The organism is Pseudomonas sp. PWP3-1b2 (assembly GCF_049896045.1).
Lineage (GTDB): Bacteria > Pseudomonadota > Gammaproteobacteria > Pseudomonadales > Pseudomonadaceae > Aquipseudomonas > Aquipseudomonas antarctica_B.
This window is the reverse complement of sequence record NZ_JAFCTN010000017.1, coordinates 61,489-78,022: the sequence shown is the minus strand read 5'-3', so window position 1 is coordinate 78,022 and position 16,534 is coordinate 61,489. Positions and strand designations below refer to the sequence as shown.

General features: G+C 60.9%; 15 protein-coding genes. 10 read left to right on the top strand and 5 right to left on the bottom strand.

From position 1 onward, the window contains the following. Positions 1-63: 63 nt before the first annotated feature. Both ACP7A2_RS13505 and ACP7A2_RS13500 read right to left on the bottom strand, forming a co-directional pair. Entirely contained in the window at positions 64-2,463 is a 2,400-nt protein-coding gene (locus ACP7A2_RS13505; RefSeq protein ID WP_426134584.1) for a hybrid sensor histidine kinase/response regulator, read from the bottom strand. After that, positions 2,399-2,752 (bottom strand): hypothetical protein, encoded by a 354-nt coding sequence (locus ACP7A2_RS13500; protein ID WP_426134610.1) that lies wholly within the window; start codon positions 2,750-2,752, stop codon positions 2,399-2,401. The genes ACP7A2_RS13505 and ACP7A2_RS13500 overlap by 65 nt, the downstream gene beginning before the upstream one ends. Between ACP7A2_RS13500 and ACP7A2_RS13495 the strand changes: the two genes are divergently transcribed. From ACP7A2_RS13495 to ACP7A2_RS13480, 4 genes are all read left to right on the top strand, one after another. Beyond that, positions 2,751-3,548: a hydroxymethylpyrimidine/phosphomethylpyrimidine kinase gene (locus tag ACP7A2_RS13495; protein WP_426134583.1), complete on the top strand. Its 798-nt coding sequence runs from the start codon at positions 2,751-2,753 to the stop codon at positions 3,546-3,548. The two genes, ACP7A2_RS13500 and ACP7A2_RS13495, sit on opposite strands and share 2 nt — an antisense overlap. A gap of 32 nt (positions 3,549-3,580) precedes the next feature. After that, positions 3,581-4,204, top strand: a complete 624-nt coding sequence (thiE, locus tag ACP7A2_RS13490; protein WP_426134582.1) for a thiamine phosphate synthase — start codon at positions 3,581-3,583, stop codon at positions 4,202-4,204. 17 nt (positions 4,205-4,221) lie between these two features. Next, positions 4,222-5,505 carry a glutamate-1-semialdehyde 2,1-aminomutase gene (gene hemL, locus ACP7A2_RS13485; RefSeq protein ID WP_375065131.1) on the top strand — a complete coding sequence of 428 codons (1,284 nt, stop codon included), beginning with the start codon at positions 4,222-4,224 and terminating at the stop codon, positions 5,503-5,505. 225 nt (positions 5,506-5,730) lie between these two features. Next, complete coding sequence (locus tag ACP7A2_RS13480; RefSeq protein ID WP_426134581.1) at positions 5,731-6,285, top strand: tetratricopeptide repeat protein; 555 nt, start codon at positions 5,731-5,733, stop codon at positions 6,283-6,285. Positions 6,286-6,413: 128 nt separating this feature from the next. Here the strand turns inward: ACP7A2_RS13480 and ACP7A2_RS13475 are convergent, their stop codons facing one another. After that, the gene (locus ACP7A2_RS13475; protein ID WP_076952681.1) at positions 6,414-6,740 is read right to left on the bottom strand and encodes a DUF1820 family protein; all 327 of its coding nucleotides are present in this window, start codon (positions 6,738-6,740) and stop codon (positions 6,414-6,416) included. Between the two features lie 131 nt (positions 6,741-6,871). Between ACP7A2_RS13475 and miaB the strand changes: the two genes are divergently transcribed. The 5 genes from miaB (at position 6,872) to lnt (ending at position 12,298) form a co-directional block, all read left to right on the top strand. After that, the gene (gene miaB / locus ACP7A2_RS13470; protein WP_426134580.1) at positions 6,872-8,200 is read left to right on the top strand and encodes a tRNA (N6-isopentenyl adenosine(37)-C2)-methylthiotransferase MiaB; all 1,329 of its coding nucleotides are present in this window, start codon (positions 6,872-6,874) and stop codon (positions 8,198-8,200) included. A 228-nt stretch (positions 8,201-8,428) separates the two neighbouring features. Next, entirely contained in the window at positions 8,429-9,433 is a 1,005-nt protein-coding gene (locus ACP7A2_RS13465) for a PhoH family protein (RefSeq protein WP_348059995.1), read from the top strand. Next, positions 9,426-9,884: an rRNA maturation RNase YbeY gene (ybeY, locus tag ACP7A2_RS13460; RefSeq protein ID WP_426134579.1), complete on the top strand. Its 459-nt coding sequence runs from the start codon at positions 9,426-9,428 to the stop codon at positions 9,882-9,884. Before ACP7A2_RS13465 ends, ybeY begins: the two co-directional genes overlap by 8 nt. A gap of 42 nt (positions 9,885-9,926) precedes the next feature. Beyond that, positions 9,927-10,766, top strand: a complete 840-nt coding sequence (locus ACP7A2_RS13455; protein WP_015373027.1) for an HlyC/CorC family transporter — start codon at positions 9,927-9,929, stop codon at positions 10,764-10,766. A gap of 8 nt (positions 10,767-10,774) precedes the next feature. After that, entirely contained in the window at positions 10,775-12,298 is a 1,524-nt protein-coding gene (gene lnt / locus ACP7A2_RS13450; RefSeq protein ID WP_426134578.1) for an apolipoprotein N-acyltransferase, read from the top strand. A 139-nt stretch (positions 12,299-12,437) separates the two neighbouring features. On the opposite strand, the gene ACP7A2_RS13445 is transcribed toward lnt, so the two are convergent. Both ACP7A2_RS13445 and ACP7A2_RS13440 read right to left on the bottom strand, forming a co-directional pair. After that, positions 12,438-13,199: a YdcF family protein gene (locus ACP7A2_RS13445; RefSeq protein ID WP_426134577.1), complete on the bottom strand. Its 762-nt coding sequence runs from the start codon at positions 13,197-13,199 to the stop codon at positions 12,438-12,440. 98 nt (positions 13,200-13,297) lie between these two features. Further along, positions 13,298-13,615: a hypothetical protein gene (locus ACP7A2_RS13440; protein ID WP_426134576.1), complete on the bottom strand. Its 318-nt coding sequence runs from the start codon at positions 13,613-13,615 to the stop codon at positions 13,298-13,300. Between the two features lie 261 nt (positions 13,616-13,876). Here ACP7A2_RS13440 and leuS point away from each other — a divergent pair, with 261 nt between their 5' ends. Next, positions 13,877-16,483, top strand: a complete 2,607-nt coding sequence (leuS, locus tag ACP7A2_RS13435; protein ID WP_426134575.1) for a leucine--tRNA ligase — start codon at positions 13,877-13,879, stop codon at positions 16,481-16,483. Positions 16,484-16,534 lie beyond the last annotated feature (51 nt).

The following is a 16,534-nucleotide window of genomic DNA, read 5'->3' as shown; positions in this document are numbered from 1 at the left end:
GGGCCTCCGGAAACAGGCCACGTGCGGTGAGGCCTGAATTTCAGTTAAGCACCGTCAACCGGCTTAAAAAAGTGGCATACGCGCCGAATGCTCGGCGCTTTCACCCTCTACCGGGTTCAGCAGACGGCGCTCCAGTACCGCCTGCAAAGCGTCGAAACGCACCGGTTTGGCCAGGCGATCGGTGACACCGATGCCATGGCAGCGCTCTCGGTCAGGCGCCTGCATCGATGCGGTCAGGGCGATCACCGGCAACTCCCCGCAACCGGGCAACGCACGGATCTGGCAGCACAACGAGAAGCTGCCCTCGGGCACATCCAGCAGCACCGCATCAAAATGGCCGCCCTGCAAAGTCGCCAACGCGGCCGGGCCGCTGTCCACGGTTTTGACCCGGTAACCGAGCTTGAGCAGCATGCCGCGCACGGCGAGCTGGCCGACGCTGTTGTCGTCCACCAGCAATACCGCGCATTCCTGCGGCGCGCGCTGCGTGAGAGGCGCCTGCCCGGACGCTTTCAGCTCAGGCGGCGCCGCAGTGACACACACCTCCAGCTGGAAACGGCTGCCCTTGTGCGGTTCGGAATGATGGGTCAGGCGCCCGCCGAGCAATTCGATCAACTGCCGACAAATCGCCAGGCCAATGCCCAACCCGCCGTATTCACGGGTCATCGAACCGTCGACCTGGAAGAAGCGCTGGTACAGCGTGGCCTCGTCGAGGAAAGCGAAGCCGATGCCGGTATCGGTGACGATAAAGCTCACGCGCAACGCGCCATCGCTTTGGGGCACGCCGACCACACGCAGGCGCACCGCCCCTTCGTGGGTAAACTTGAAGGCATTATCGAGCAGGCAATCCAGGCACTGGGTGAGCTTGCCGGCGTCGCCGATAACCCGGTCCGGCAGTTCGTCTGCCACGTCGATGGAAAAGGCCAGGCCCTTGCTCTGGGCGCTGGCGCTGAATTGCTGACGCAAGGCGTCGAGAGTGCCGCGCAGGCTGAATGCCTGAGGCTGGGGAGTGAGGCGCCCGGCCTGCAGCTCGGTGAGGGTAAGGATGCCGTTGACCATGCGCATCATGTCCCGCGCCGAGCCGGCGGCGGTTTGCTGGTACTGCGCGAGGTCGTCGTCCAGGGGCATGGTTTGCATCAGTTCGAGGGAGCCGATAACGCCGTTCATTGGCGTGCGCAATTCATGGGTCAGGGTGGCGAGAAATTCGTCCTTGAGGCGGTTGCTGCGGGCCAACTGCTGGTTGAGCACTTCGAGCTTCTGGCTGGCGTCGAACATAATCTGCGCTTGCTGCTCGCGCATGCCGTTGATGCGGTCAGCCAGGGCCAGGGACAACAGCGCCACTTCGATGGCCGAGCCGAGCTGGCTGGCGTACATGGTCAAGAACACGTTAGGCAAGTAACCCAACACCATCAGGGTGTTCACCACCCCGCCGAGCAGGAACGCCGACCAGGCAATGATGAAATAGCGCGCCATGCGCTGGCCGCAATACCAGGCCTTGATGGCGGCGACGAAGATGGTCACGGTGAACACCAGCGCCAGGCCGGTGGCCAAACGCAGGGCCACGGCGTAGCTGGTCAGCAGGGCCAGCGCCATCACCACGGCGCCGCAGGCGGCCAACCCCAGCAGTATCCGGTTGAGCCAACGGCTGTGTTGCGCGGTGTGCAAGAAGCTGCGCGCGAACAGGCTGCCGAACAACGCCGCCGCGCCGATCAGAAACGGCACCGCCGCGTTCGCCCACCACGGGTTATTCGGCCAGAAATACTCCACGGCCACGCCATTGACCGACAGCTGATACAGGCCGAACGAGGCGATATAGAGGATGTAGTAGAGGTAACTGGTGTCGCGCACGCTCAGGTAAATGAACAGGTTGTAGATCAGCATCCCCAGCAATACGCCGTAGATGGCGCCCAGCACATACAGGCGTAGGGGTTGTTCTTCGAGGTACGCGGTGCCGGCCCAGAGCGTCAGCGGGGCCTGGATCGAACCCTGGCTTTGCAGGCGCAGGTAAACGGTTCCCTGCTGGTCGGGCACGAAATTGAGCTTGAACAGGTAGTTGCTCTGGCGCACTTCGCGGCTGGAGAACGGCAATGCGCTGCCGGTGCGCGTGGTCAGCCGGTAATTGCCGGTGCTGTCGCGCTGGTACATATCAAGATGATTGAGCGGCGGGTAGGCCAGCTCCAAAAACCAGGTGCGCGGGGAGCGGGGGTCTTTGGCCACGTAATGCAGGTCGACCTTGAGCCAGAACACCGAGCGCGAATAACCGGCATTAAGGGTGGCCTTGTCGTGGGTCTTGAAACGGGCAGCGTAAGCGGGGGAACTGACGTCGGCGATGGTCAATGCATCGGTGGGGTCTTCAAGCACTTGCATCAGCCGGCCAAGCGGCAGGCTTCGAGTGCTCTGATCAAACTCGACGGCGCTGGCGAGCATGGGGAGCCCGCACAATATTAAGATCAGCAAATAGCGCATAGAGCCCCAGCGTGGCCTGTCCGGTTATGTCAAAAGCCCCCCATTCCTTTTGAGATGACGTATTCCGGCGATACATTAAGTTGTTTGGATCCACTCTAGCATAGCCGGTAAAGGCCATTGGACACCATTGAAATAATTTTTCAAGAGGCTCTAGAACAAGGCTTTCAGCGCATTTAACGTGCAGCAAGCAGTAATAGCCAACCGCTACATTCGCCAACTGGCAGTGGCGAAATTCAACAGTCGCCGGAAGGCCACGCAAAAAGCGTTTGGTGGTAAGCTCGCGCACCATGAATATCTACAGCTCTCGCCCTGTTGTCCTCTGTCTCTCCGGCCATGATCCCAGTGGTGGCGCCGGCTTGCAGGCAGATATCGAAGCCCTGCTCGCCCACGGTTGTCATGCGGCCCCGGCCGTCACCGCCCTGACCGTGCAGAACACCGTCAATGTCAGCGATTTCCGCGTGCTCGACCGCGAGTGGGTGCTGGCTCAAGCCAACGCCGTGCTCTGCGATTCCGACGTTGCGGCGGTCAAGCTGGGCATGCTCGGCTCCACCGCAATGGTCGACACCGTGGTCGAGTTGCTGCAGGCGCACCCGCACCTGCCGGTGATCTGCGACCCGGTATTGCGCGCCGGCGGCGGTGGCAGCCTGGGCAAGGACGAAGTCGGCTACGCGATGCGCGAGCGGCTGCTGCCGTTGTCGCTGATTGCCACGCCCAACCTGCCTGAAGCACGCATCCTCGCCGAATTGCCGGAAGGCACGGCAGACGAATGCGCCGAAAAGCTGTTGCCGTTTATCAAGCACCTGCTGATCACCGGCGGCCATGGCGATGAGCGGGAAGTGCATAACCGCCTGTACAGCCGCGACGGTACGCAGCAGACCTTTACCTGCCAACGCCTGCCCGGCAGTTATCACGGTTCGGGCTGCACGCTGGCGAGTGCGCTGGCCGGTCGAATCGCTCAGGGCGAAGGGCTGGTCAGCGCTGTGCAATCGGCGCTCAACTACACTTGGCGCACCCTGCGTGACGCCGAACAACTCGGCCAGGGCCAGTTTGTGCCGCGCCGTTTGCCGCTGGATTTCTGCTCGTAATTGTCTGCTGTTAACAGCAAGGGGCTTGCCCGATGAAACTACGTGGCCTTTACGCCATTACCGACAGCCAGCTGTTGGCCGGCAAATTCCTCGCCTACGTCGAAGCGGCGTTGGACGGCGGCGTGACCCTGCTGCAATACCGTGACAAAAGCAGCGACGAAGCCCGTCGCCTGCGTGAAGCCGAAAAGTTGCGCGAGCTGTGCTCACGCTACAAGACTCAGTTGATCATCAACGATGACGCCGAGTTGGCCGCGCGCCTGGGCGTGGGCGTGCACCTGGGCCAGACCGACGGCCCGCTCACGCCCGCCCGCGCGTTGCTCGGTTCCAAAGCAATCATCGGCGCCACTTGCCACAGCCAGATCGAACTGGCCGAACAGGCCGCCAGGGAAGGTGCCAGTTATGTCGCCTTTGGCCGCTTCTTCAATTCCAACACCAAGCCCGGCGCGCCGGCCGCCACCGTCGACATGCTGGCCGAGGCCCGCACGCGCTTGCAGTTGCCGATCTGCGTGATCGGCGGCGTCACCCTGGAGAACGCCGAACCGCTGGTGGCCCACGGTGCCGACTTGCTCGCCGTGGTGCACGGCCTGTTCGGTGCCGACAGCACCCGCGAAGTCACGCGCCGCGCCCGCGCCTTTAACGAACTCCTCAAGTCTTGAATTCAGAGAGCCCCATCATGTCCCGTTCCGAAACGCTGTTTGCCAATGCCCAGAAACACATCCCCGGCGGTGTGAACTCCCCCGTGCGTGCGTTCAAAAGCGTGGGCGGCACGCCATTGTTCTTCAAGCATGCCGAAGGCGCCTACGTTACCGACGAAGATGACAAGCGCTACGTGGATTACGTCGGTTCCTGGGGCCCGATGATCCTCGGCCACAGCCACCCGGACGTGCTGGATGCCGTGCGTCAGCAGTTGCAACACGGCCTGTCCTACGGCGCGCCGACCGCGATGGAAACCGAGATGGCTGACCTGGTCTGCTCGATCGTGCCGTCGATGGAAATGGTGCGCATGGTCAGCTCCGGCACCGAAGCCACCATGAGCGCGATTCGCCTGGCGCGCGGTTTCACCGGTCGCGACAGCATCATCAAGTTCGAAGGCTGCTACCACGGCCACTCCGACAGCCTGCTGGTGAAAGCCGGCTCCGGCCTGCTGACCCAAGGCGTGCCAAGCTCGGCCGGCGTTCCGGCCGACTTTGCCAAACACACCCTGACCCTGCCGTTCAACGACATTGCCGCCGTCGAGCAGATGCTCAATGAAGTGGGCCAGGACGTTGCGTGCATCATCGTCGAGCCCGTGGCCGGCAACATGAACTGCGTGCCTCCGGCGCCGGGCTTCCTCGAAGGCCTGCGCGAGCAATGCGACAAACACGGCGTGGTGCTGATTTTTGATGAAGTGATGACCGGTTTCCGCGTTGCCCTCGGCGGCGCCCAGGCGCACTACGGCGTTACGCCGGACCTGAGCACCTTCGGCAAGATCATCGGCGGCGGCATGCCGGTGGGCTGCTTTGGCGGCAAGCGGGAAATCATGCACCACATCGCGCCGCTGGGCCCGGTGTACCAGGCAGGCACGTTGTCGGGTAACCCGCTGGCCATGGCCGCCGGCCTGACCACCCTGCGCCTGATCAGCCGCCCGGGGTTCCACGCCGAGCTGACCGACTACACCACTCGCCTGCTCGATGGCCTGCAACAACGTGCCGATGCAGCCGGTATTCCGTTTGTCACCACCCAGGCGGGCGGCATGTTCGGCCTGTACTTCAGCGCTGCCGACGACATCGTTACCTTTGATGACGTGATGGGCAGCGATGCCGATCTGTTCAAGCGCTTCTTCCACTTGATGCTGGAAGGCGGCGTGTACCTGGCACCGAGCGCGTTCGAAGCCGGTTTCACCTCGATCGCCCACGGCGACGCCGAGTTGAAACTGACCCTGGATGCTGCCGAGCGCGCCTTCGCGGCACTGAAATAAGGGGCAATGATTCCGGCGTCGCCCTTGGCGGCGTCAGAATTTGCTGGTTTGCTTACAGAGATTTCCTGTATTTCTCGAGAAATGACCTGCAATCCGGCAGATAACTTGCCCACGCAGCAGAAAAACGAGTAAAGACTTTGTAAGCAGGTGCCTGCTTATTTCATAATGCGCGCTTATTGGACTCCCCGAGGGTCCGCGCGCCCCGTCAGAGGTAAGTCGATACCCATGAAACGCACCGGCCGCACCCTGGTTCTGGGCTGCCTGTTGCTCCTTCAGCCGCTGCTGGCACATGCACAAGCAGGCGGCAACTCGTTGTTAATCCCAGCGATGGGTCGTTGCACCCTCAATACCCAGCCAGACAGCCAGGCCGAAGCCCTGAGCGCGTGCCAGAAACAGGCTGACGATGGGGATGCGCAGGCGCAATACGAGTTGGGTGAGTACTTCCACGACAGCCAAAACCCCGCGCGCGACCTCAATAAAGCCTTGAGCTATTTCGAGAAAGCCTCGTTGCAGGGCCACGCGCAGGCGCAATTCCAGTTGGGTAACATGTTCTTCAAAGGCGAAGGCGTGCCGGCCAACAACGTGCAGGCGTACATCGTGCTGAAGATGGCGGCGGTCAATGGCGCCGAAGACGCGCTGGACACGGCCGACGAAGTGGCCGAGCACATGCAGCGTGATGAGCTGGAAGTGGCCACCCAGGTGCTGGGGCAAATCTTCCGCAATTACCTGCAGGAATTGCAGAGTGCTGACGGGCGCTCGCCCTTCTCACCCTTGCCCTGAATACAGCTAACCCCTTCTATTGCTATCGCAGGCAAGCCAGCTCCCACATTTGACTGCATTCCAACGTTGGAACTCGGTCAAGTGTGGGAGCTGGCTTGCCTGCGATGGGGCCAACGCGGTCTAACGCCCTACTTCTCAGGCATCGGCATCGGAAACGGCATCACATTGCTGGTGCCACGGGCCTCGCTGATCTTCGGCGTGCCCATGCGCTCCACTTCGTCGATGCGCACAATCGAATGCATCGGCACAAAACTGCGCACCACGCCTTCGAACTGCGCCTTGAGTTTTTCCTCGCCCGGGTCCACGACCAGCTGCGTACGCTCGCCAAAGACGAACTCTTCCACTTCCAGGAAGCCCCACAGATCACTTTGATAGATCTGCTTGGCGTACATTTCGAACACCTGGCCCTGGTTAAGGAAAATCACCTTATAGATTGGAGCTTCACGTTTGGTCATGGTGGGCGGATAACACATCGGGGATATAAAAGAGGGCGCGAACTATAGCATGGCACCCGATGCACAACGCTAGGAACCAATGGGCATGCCCCCTATAATGCGCGGTTCTTTACCACCAGTTGACGATTCCCATGGCCAAGAAGCTTTACATCGAAACCCACGGTTGCCAGATGAACGAGTACGACAGCTCGCGCATGGTCGATCTGCTGGGCGAACATCAGGCCCTGGAAGTTACCGCCCGCGCCGAAGATGCCGACGTGATCCTGCTCAATACCTGCTCGATCCGCGAGCGGGCCCAGGACCGTGTGTACTCCCAGCTGGGCCGCTGGCGTGAACTGAAACTGGCCAACCCGGACATGGTGATCGCCGTCGGCGGTTGCGTGGCCAGCCAGGAAGGCGCCGCGATCCGCGACCGCGCGCCGTATGTCGATGTGGTCTTCGGCCCGCAAACCCTGCACCGCCTGCCGGAAATGATCGACGCCGCGCGCGTTACCAAATTGCCGCAAGTGGACGTCTCGTTCCCGGAAATCGAAAAATTCGACCATTTGCCCGAGCCGCGCATCGACGGGCCGAGCGCCTATGTGTCGGTGATGGAAGGTTGCAGCAAGTACTGCACCTTCTGCGTCGTGCCTTATACCCGGGGTGAAGAAGTCAGCCGGCCGTTTGATGACGTGATGGCAGAAATTATCCATTTGGCCGAAAACGGCGTGCGCGAAGTGACCTTGCTGGGCCAGAACGTCAACGGCTATCGCGGCCAGACCGAAGACGGCCGCCTGGCCGACCTGGCAGAGCTGATCCGCGTCGTGGCGGCGGTGGACGGTATCGAGCGCATTCGCTACACCACGTCGCACCCGCTGGAGTTTTCCGACAGCCTGATCCAGGCCCATGCCGATGTGCCGGAGCTGGTCAAACACCTGCACTTGCCGGTGCAATCGGGCTCAGACCGCATTCTGTCGGCGATGAAGCGCAACCACACGGCCCTGGAGTACAAATCCAAACTGCGCAAATTGCGCGCGGCGGTGCCGGGTATCTGCATCAGCTCGGACTTTATCGTCGGCTTCCCTGGCGAGACCGAGAAAGATTTCGAGCAGACCATGAAGCTGATCGAAGACGTCGGCTTCGACTTCTCCTACTCCTTCGTCTACAGCCAACGCCCAGGCACGCCCGCTGCCGATTTGGCGGACGAGACCCCGGAAGCGCTGAAAAAAGAACGGCTGAACGCGCTGCAGCACCGCCTGAATCAGCAAGGGTTCGAGATCAGCCGACAGATGGTCGGCTCGATCCAGCGGATTCTGGTTACCGATTATTCGAAAAAGGACCCTGGCGAGCTGCAAGGCCGCACCGAGAACAACCGCATCGTCAACTTCCGCTGCGACACGCCCATACTGATCGGGCAGTTTGCCGACGTGCACATCGATGCGGCGCAACCGCACTCGCTGCGCGGCTCGCTGGTTAACTGATTTCAGTACAAATGAAGTTCAAATGTGGGAGCTGGCTTGCCTGCGATAGCGGTGTAACAAGACACATCTCTTTTGGATGTGCCGTCCCCATCGCAGGCAAGCCAGCTCCCACAGTGGATCTTCGTAGTTCTTGAGAGCGAGCACGGCCTATATAAGTGCTTTCGCACACAGGCGGCTGGCGTTATCCTCTCTTTCACCTCAACTGCCAAAGGGCGGCTAAAAGCGACCTTGAACGCACCCATCGTAGAACCCCATCGTTTTCTCCTCGAGCCCTTTGAGGCTCGCCGTTTCGCCAACCTGTGCGGACAGTTCGACGAGCACCTGCGCTTGATCGAACAACGCCTGGGCATCGAGATCCGCAACCGCGGCAATCAGTTCGAGCTCATCGGTGAAGCCCAAGACACTAAATCGGCAGAAAACCTGCTGCGCCGCCTCTACCGCGAAACCAAGGGTAGCGAGCTGTCGCCAGAAACCGTGCACCTGTATTTGCAGGAGTCGGCTGTGGAAGACTTGGCCAACAACCCTGTCGCCGAAGCCAGCGTGGCCCTGCGTACCAAAAAAGGCATGATTCGCCCAAAGGGCTTGAATCAGCAGAAGTACGTCAAGGCAATCCTGGGTAACGATATCAATTTCGGCATCGGCCCCGCCGGTACCGGCAAGACCTACCTGGCCGTGGCCTGCGCAGTGGATGCCCTTGAGCGCGAGCAAGTGCGGCGTATCCTGCTGGTGCGCCCGGCGGTTGAAGCGGGCGAAAAGCTCGGCTTCCTGCCCGGCGACCTCGCCCAGAAGATCGACCCGTACCTGCGTCCGCTCTACGACGCGCTTTACGAGATGCTTGGCTTTGAATACGTGGCCAAGCTGATTGAGCGTCAGGTGATCGAAATCGCCCCGCTGGCCTATATGCGCGGCCGCACCTTGAGCAACAGCTTCATCATCCTCGACGAAAGCCAGAACACTACCGTGGAGCAGATGAAGATGTTCCTGACCCGCATCGGGTTTGGCTCCACGGCCATTATCACCGGCGACATCACCCAGGTTGACCTGCCCAAGGGCACCAAGTCGGGCTTGAGCCATGTGATTGAAGTGCTCAAGGACGTGCCGGGCATCAGTTTCACGCACTTCTCGCCCAAGGACGTGGTTCGCCACCCGCTGGTGCAGCGCATTGTCGAAGCCTACGAGCGCTTCGAGCACCGTGACGACGGTTTGTCCAAGGACGCCCGCCACAATGCTTGAGCTAGACCTGCAGCTGGCCACCGAAGCGCCCGCCCCCAGTGAAGAACAGTTCCGTCAATGGTGCGCCCTGGCCTTGCGCCAGCGCACCGCCGACTCGGAATTGACCATTCGCCTGGTCGATGAGCCCGAAGGCCGTGAACTGAATCACACCTGGCGCCAAAAGGACTACGCGACCAACGTGCTGTCCTTCCCTGCCGACGTACCGGATGAGTTACTGGATATCCCGTTGCTGGGCGACCTGGTGATCTGCGTCCCGGTGGTGGAACGTGAAGCAAAGGAACAAGGCAAGGAACTTGAGGCCCATTGGGCCCATCTAGTCATCCACGGCTGCTTGCATCTCTTGGGTTACGACCATATAGACGATGACGAAGCCTGGGAAATGGAAACACTGGAACAAACGTTGCTTGCTGAATTGGGTCACCCTGACCCTTATGCAGATGACGAAAACTGATCAACACTCAACTGACACAATAAAGGATTTAGAGTAATCGCTATGAGCGAAGACCGATCGAGCAACGGGCAGAAGTCATGGCTGGGTAAACTGACCCAGGCTTTTGCCCACGAGCCGAAAAACCGCCAGGAGCTGCTTGAGCTGCTGCGCGAGGCCCATCAAAACAAGTTGCTGGACAGCGAAGCGCTGGCCATTGTCGAGGGCGCCATTCAGGTGGCTGACCTGCAAGTCCGGGACATCATGGTCCCGCGTTCGCAGATGATCAGCATCAAGGCGACCCAGACCCCACGGGAATTCCTCCCGGCCGTGATCGACTCGGCGCACTCGCGCTACCCGGTGATCGGTGAAAGCCATGACGACGTCATGGGTGTCCTGTTGGCCAAGGACCTGTTGCCGCTGATCCTCAAAGAGAACGGCGACAACTTCAATATCAAGGACTTGTTGCGCCCTGCGACCTTTGTGCCTGAATCCAAGCGCCTGAATGTGCTGCTGCGCGAGTTTCGCGCCAACCACAATCACATGGCCATTGTGATCGACGAATACGGCGGCGTGGCCGGTCTTGTGACCATCGAAGACGTGCTGGAACAGATCGTCGGCGACATCGAAGACGAACACGACGTTGAAGAAGACAGCTACATCAAGCCACTGCCAAGCGGTGACTTCCTGGTGAAAGCGCTGACGCCGATCGAGAACTTCAACGAGTTCTTCGACAGCGAATTCTCCGACGACGAGTTCGACACCGTCGGCGGTTTGGTGATGAGTGCATTTGGGCACCTGCCCAAACGTAACGAGACCACCGAGATTGGCGCGTACCGCTTCCGCATCCTGAATGCTGACAGCCGCCGTATTCACTTGATTCGCCTGACACCTATTGCCCGCTAAGGACTGACATGCGCCGTCTCATTGCTCCCGGCTGGCCCGGTAATTTGCTGGCCGTGGTGGCCGGCGCCATCACTACCCTGGCGCTGGCGCCGTTCGATTTGTGGCCGTTTGCACTGGTGGCGGTCGGGCTTTTCTACATCGGGCTGCGCGAATTGAGCCCACGTCAGGCCCTGGGCCGTGGCTGGTGTTTCGGTTTTGGCCTGTTTGGCGCCGGCACCAGCTGGATCTACTACAGCATTCACCACTTCGGCGGCGCTTCGGTGCTGCTGGCGGGGTTCCTGATGCTGCTGTTTACCGCCGCGATTGCGCTGTTCTTCGCCCTGCCCGCCTGGCTATGGGCGCGCTGGCTGCGACGCAATGAGGCGCCGCTGGCCGATGCCTTGACGTTCGCGGCGTTGTGGGTCGGCCAGGAAGCCTTTCGCGGCTGGTTCCTCACCGGTTTCCCCTGGCTTTACTCCGGTTACAGCCAACTCGACGGCCCCCTCACCGGCCTCGCGCCATTGGGCGGGATGTGGCTCATTTCCTTCGCCCTGGCGCTGACGGCTGCGGTGTTGTGCAACCTGCCGCGCCTGCTGGCGAGTAAACGCAACGGCTTTATCGGTGCGGGCCTGGTGCTGTTGGTAGCGCCTTGGGCGATTGGTTTGGCGCTCAAGCATCACGCCTGGACCACGCCGTCCGGCCCGCCACTGACCGTCGCCGCGATTCAGGGCAACGTCGAACAGAGCATGAAGTGGGACCCGGAACAGCTCAACGCGCAGCTCGCGCTGTACCGCGACATGAGTTTCAGCTCCAAGCGAGTCGACCTGCTGGTATGGCCGGAAACAGCCGTGCCGGTGCTTAAGGAGTCCGTTGAGGGCTACCTGGGCATGATGAGCAAGTTTGCCGCCGACCGGCACAGCGCGCTGATTACCGGCGTGCCGATCCGTCAGGAAGTGCATCACCAGAAACGCTTCTTCAACGGCATTACGGTGCTGGGCGAAGGCGAAGGCACTTACCTGAAGCAGAAACTGGTGCCATTTGGCGAATACGTGCCGCTGCAAGACATGCTGCGCGGTTTGATCGCCTTCTTCGACCTGCCGATGTCGGACTTCGCCCGCGGCCCTGCCGACCAGGCAATGCTGCAGGCCAAGGGCTATCAGATTGCGCCGTTCATTTGCTATGAAGTGGTGTATCCGGAATTCGCTGCAGGCCTGTCGGCACAGAGCGATTTGCTGCTGACGATCAGTAACGACACCTGGTTCGGCCGCTCGATCGGCCCGCTGCAACACCTGCAAATGGCGCAGATGCGCGCGCTGGAGGCCGGCCGCTGGATGATCCGCGCGACCAACAATGGCGTGACCGGGCTGATCAACCCCTTTGGGCAGATTACCGAGCAGATTCCGCAGTTCGAACGCGGGATTCTCTACGGTGAGGTCGTGCCGATGCACAACCTGACGCCGTATCTGGAATGGCGTTCGTGGCCGTTGATCATTGCTTGCCTGATGTTGTTTGGCTGGGCGCTGCTGGCGGGCCGCATGGCCAAAACCGTCTAACCGCCAAACTCCAAAACCAAGGTGGGATGGGTTTATGTGGGAGCGGGCTTGCTCGCGAAAGCGGTGTGTCAGTCAGCATGTTCGCTAGCTGATGCACCGTATTCGCGAGCAAGCCCGCTCCCACATTTGATTTGCGGTGTTACCTATAAAACAGCCGATACCCCACCTGCCCCACCGCCTCGTTGATCAACTGCCCACTGCGCCACACCGACACAAACTCTGGCATCCAGCCGCCCAGCGGCCGGCCATTGTCTACGCCCAGAAAGCCCACCGGCGCCGGCACCACGGTAAAACCGGCCTGTTCAAAACTCCACACCGCACGCGGCATATGCCAGGCCTGGGTCACCACCACCACGCGCTTGATCCCTTGCGGCAACAACATCTCGGCGCTCATCTGCGCGTTTTCCCAAGTGGTACGGCTGCGCTCTTCCTTCCAGCGCACCGTTACGCCGAAATCATCCAGCATCGACACGGCCATCAGCTGCGCCTCACTCGGGGGCGTACCGTAGTGCAAGCCGCCGCTGGTCAACACCGGTAACCCGGACGCCTTGGCCAGTCGCGCGGCATAGCGCTGGCGCTCCAGCCCAACGCCGGTGGGTTGGTCAGTCCCCCACGCAGGGTCACCGCGTTCGCGCCCTGAGCCCAACACCACAATCGCATCGGCTCGTTGCGCCAGCGTGGCCCACTCTTCACGGGCCAATGGAGGCTCGGTTTCCAGCGCGTACGCGCCCCACTGCACCGCCACTGGCAGGCTGATCAACCACATGCCGCCCAACCCCGCGGCAAAGCAAAGCCCGGCCACGCGAGGGCGGCTTTTACGCAACCACCAGGCAAGGGCGAGCAGCAGCAAGAAAATGCCGGGCGGCAAGAGCAATTGTTTAATGAAATAACGAAAAGGCATCGGGCATCTCCATAGATGCCCGAAGCCTAGATGCAACAGGGTTTTGCGACAATCTTTACAGGCGCCTTTTCAAGAACGCGAACGGATGACGCTGTGTGTCACTTGCACCGTACGACCCGACGCTTTTCGGGGCCGCGACCGGCTGCCACGTCCTTCAGCCAGATAACCTCTGCCGAACGCGAAGGCCCCTGGGCGGGCGGGGAGGCCTGCCCTTGAGAGGCGCGGTGGTGATTCAACTCCAGGTAGCGCTGGATCAATTCAAGTTCTGCCTGGCTCAAGCCTCGCAACTCCAGCTCCACAGGCCGCTCATCTCGCAAGTGGTCTGCGGTTTTTACTGCATCCAATGCACGACCCAAACGGTCGATCAGTCCTTCGTACAATTGTGGTTTCGTTAAAGTTCGCTGCGATTCAGCCATCCCTCACCTCATTGAAGATAAGACTCACTCCCCACTAAACAGCGTAGTCCCCATGGCTGCGCGCGCCTGGCGCCGCGACAGACGGCCCTGCCTGCGTAATCAGGGTTTCCCTCGATAGAGTGGGGTCATGTATGCTACGGCGCTTCCTGTAACTCCACTTCCCGCAGGGTTTGGGCACGGACGCGCCGCTTTTTGGTGTCGATGAACCTGAACGTTGCACCGAAGAGGATTAGGCCACCCCTATTCAGTTCAAAAGTAGCCATGCACGAACAATATCAGCCCCGTGAAATAGAAAATGCCGCTCAGTCGTTCTGGGACGAGCAAAAGTCCTTTGAAGTCAGTGAACAGCCAGGCAAGGAGACTTTCTATTGCCTATCGATGTTCCCTTACCCCAGCGGCAAGCTACACATGGGGCACGTGCGTAACTACACCATCGGCGACGTGATTTCCCGCTACCAGCGCATGCTCGGCAAAAATGTCCTGCAACCTATGGGTTGGGACGCCTTCGGCATGCCGGCGGAAAACGCCGCGATGAAAAACAACGTGGCCCCCGCCAAGTGGACCTACGAAAACATCGCCTACATGAAGACCCAGCTGCGCAGCCTGGGCCTGGCGGTGGACTGGTCCCGCGAGGTCACCACCTGCAAGCCGGATTACTACCGCTGGGAACAATGGCTGTTCACTCGCCTGTTCGAAAAAGGTGTGATCTACAAAAAGAGCGGCACCGTGAACTGGGACCCGATTGACCAGACCGTTCTGGCCAACGAGCAGGTCATTGACGGTCGCGGATGGCGCTCCGGCGCGCTGATCGAAAAGCGCGAAATCCCGATGTACTACTTCAAAATCACCTCCTACGCCGATGAGCTGCTGTCGAGCCTCGACGACCTGCCGGGCTGGCCTGAACAGGTCAAGACCATGCAGCGCAACTGGATCGGCAAATCCAAGGGCATGGAAGTGCAGTTCCCGTACAACGTCGATTCCATCGGCGAAGCGGGCGCACTGAAAGTCTTCACCACCCGTCCAGACACCTTGATGGGCGCGACCTACGTCGCCGTGGCCGCCGAACACCCGCTGGCCACGAAGGCCGCACAGAACAACCCTGAGCTGCAGGCGTTCATCGCCGAATGCAAAGGCGGCAGCGTGGCCGAAGCCGACGTCGCCACTCAAGAGAAAAAAGGCCTGCCGACCGGTTTGTTCGTCGAGCACCCGCTGACTGGCGAGAAGTTGCCGGTATGGGTCGCCAACTACGTGCTGATGCACTACGGCGATGGCGCAGTCATGGCTGTGCCCGCTCACGACGAGCGCGACTTCGAATTCGCCACCAAATACAGCCTGCCGATCAAATCGGTAGTGCGTACCAGCGCCGGTGACACCAACCCGGCCCCGTGGCAGGACGCCTACGGCGAGCACGGCGAACTGATCAACTCCGGCGAGTTTGACGGCCTGGACTTTGCCGGTGCCTTTGACGCGATCGAAGTCGCACTGATCAAGAAAAACCTCGGTGCTTCGCGTACCCAGTTCCGCCTGCGCGACTGGGGCATCAGCCGCCAGCGCTATTGGGGTTGCCCGATCCCGATTATCCACTGCCAAACCTGCGGTGACGTGCCGGTGCCGGAAGACCAGTTGCCGGTCGTCCTGCCGGAAAACGTGGTGCCGGACGGCGCCGGTTCGCCATTGGCGCGCATGCCCGAGTTCTACGAGTGCAGTTGCCCGAAATGTGGCGCGCCTGCCAAGCGTGAAACCGACACCATGGACACATTCGTCGAGTCGTCGTGGTATTACGCCCGCTACGCCTCGCCGCATTACGAGGGTGGCCTGGTCGAGAAATCCGCAGCTGACCACTGGTTGCCGGTGGATCAGTACATCGGCGGCATTGAACACGCGATTCTTCACCTGCTCTACGCGCGCTTCTTCCACAAGCTCATGCGTGACGAAGGTTTGGTGAGCTCCGACGAGCCGTTCAAGAACCTGCTGACCCAGGGCATGGTCGTCGCCGAGACTTACTATCGCCGTGAAGCCAATGGCGCTTACACCTGGTTCAACCCGGCGGACGTCGAGCTTGAGCGTGACAGCAAAGCCAAGGTCATCAGCGCCAAACTGATCGCCGACGGCCTGCCGGTGGAAATCGGTGGCACCGAGAAGATGGCCAAGTCGAAGAACAACGGCGTCGACCCTCAGTCGATGATCGATCAGTTCGGCGCCGACACCTGCCGCCTGTTCATGATGTTCGCCTCGCCGCCTGACATGAGCGCCGAATGGTCCGACTCCGGCGTTGAAGGCTCGCACCGCTTCCTCAAGCGCGTCTGGCGCCTGGCTCACGCCCATGTCAGCCAGGGTCTGCCGGGCAAACTGGACGTGGCCGGCTTGAGCGACGAACAGAAAGCCATTCGCCGCAGCACTCACCTGGCCATTCGCCAGGCGAGCCAGGACGTTGGCCAGAACCACAAATTCAACACCGCCATCGCCCAGGTGATGACGCTGATGAACGTGCTGGAGAAAGCGCCAAACGCCACAGAACAAGACCGCGCGCTGATACACGAAGGCCTGGAAACAGTCACCTTGCTCCTGGCCCCGATCACGCCGCACATCAGCCACGAACTCTGGAACCGCCTGGGCCACAGCGGCGCCGTCATCGACGCGCGCTGGCCGGTTCAGGATGACAGCGCCCTGATACAGGACACGCTGCAACTGGTGATTCAGGTCAACGGCAAACTGCGTGGCCAAATCGACATGCCGGCCAGCGCCAGCCGTGAAGACGTTGAAGCCGCTGCACGCGTCAACGAGAACGTGCTGCGTTTTACCGAAGGCCTGACGATCCGCAAAGTGATCGTGGTGCCCGGCAAACTGGTCAACATCGTCGCAAGCTAATCGGATCGGGCGCAGGGCTTGAGCCCTGCGCCGAACAAAACCTTCAGGGCC

What these genes read in the sequence shown, in the direction of transcription:
- miaB (WP_426134580.1), top strand. Translation starts at nt 6,872, where the DNA reads ATGGCCAAGAAGCTTTACATCGAAACCCACGGTTGCCAGATGAACGAG.
- ACP7A2_RS13440 (WP_426134576.1), bottom strand. Translation starts at nt 13,615, where the DNA reads ATGGCTGAATCGCAGCGAACTTTAACGAAACCACAATTGTACGAAGGA.
- ACP7A2_RS13445 (WP_426134577.1), bottom strand. Translation starts at nt 13,199, where the DNA reads ATGCCTTTTCGTTATTTCATTAAACAATTGCTCTTGCCGCCCGGCATT.
- ACP7A2_RS13500 (WP_426134610.1), bottom strand. Translation starts at nt 2,752, where the DNA reads ATGGTGCGCGAGCTTACCACCAAACGCTTTTTGCGTGGCCTTCCGGCG.
- lnt (WP_426134578.1), top strand. Translation starts at nt 10,775, where the DNA reads ATGCGCCGTCTCATTGCTCCCGGCTGGCCCGGTAATTTGCTGGCCGTG.
- ACP7A2_RS13455 (WP_015373027.1), top strand. Translation starts at nt 9,927, where the DNA reads ATGAGCGAAGACCGATCGAGCAACGGGCAGAAGTCATGGCTGGGTAAA.
- ACP7A2_RS13505 (WP_426134584.1), bottom strand. Translation starts at nt 2,463, where the DNA reads ATGCGCTATTTGCTGATCTTAATATTGTGCGGGCTCCCCATGCTCGCC.
- thiE (WP_426134582.1), top strand. Translation starts at nt 3,581, where the DNA reads ATGAAACTACGTGGCCTTTACGCCATTACCGACAGCCAGCTGTTGGCC.
- ybeY (WP_426134579.1), top strand. Translation starts at nt 9,426, where the DNA reads ATGCTTGAGCTAGACCTGCAGCTGGCCACCGAAGCGCCCGCCCCCAGT.
- hemL (WP_375065131.1), top strand. Translation starts at nt 4,222, where the DNA reads ATGTCCCGTTCCGAAACGCTGTTTGCCAATGCCCAGAAACACATCCCC.
- ACP7A2_RS13475 (WP_076952681.1), bottom strand. Translation starts at nt 6,740, where the DNA reads ATGACCAAACGTGAAGCTCCAATCTATAAGGTGATTTTCCTTAACCAG.
- leuS (WP_426134575.1), top strand. Translation starts at nt 13,877, where the DNA reads ATGCACGAACAATATCAGCCCCGTGAAATAGAAAATGCCGCTCAGTCG.
- ACP7A2_RS13480 (WP_426134581.1), top strand. Translation starts at nt 5,731, where the DNA reads ATGAAACGCACCGGCCGCACCCTGGTTCTGGGCTGCCTGTTGCTCCTT.
- ACP7A2_RS13495 (WP_426134583.1), top strand. Translation starts at nt 2,751, where the DNA reads ATGAATATCTACAGCTCTCGCCCTGTTGTCCTCTGTCTCTCCGGCCAT.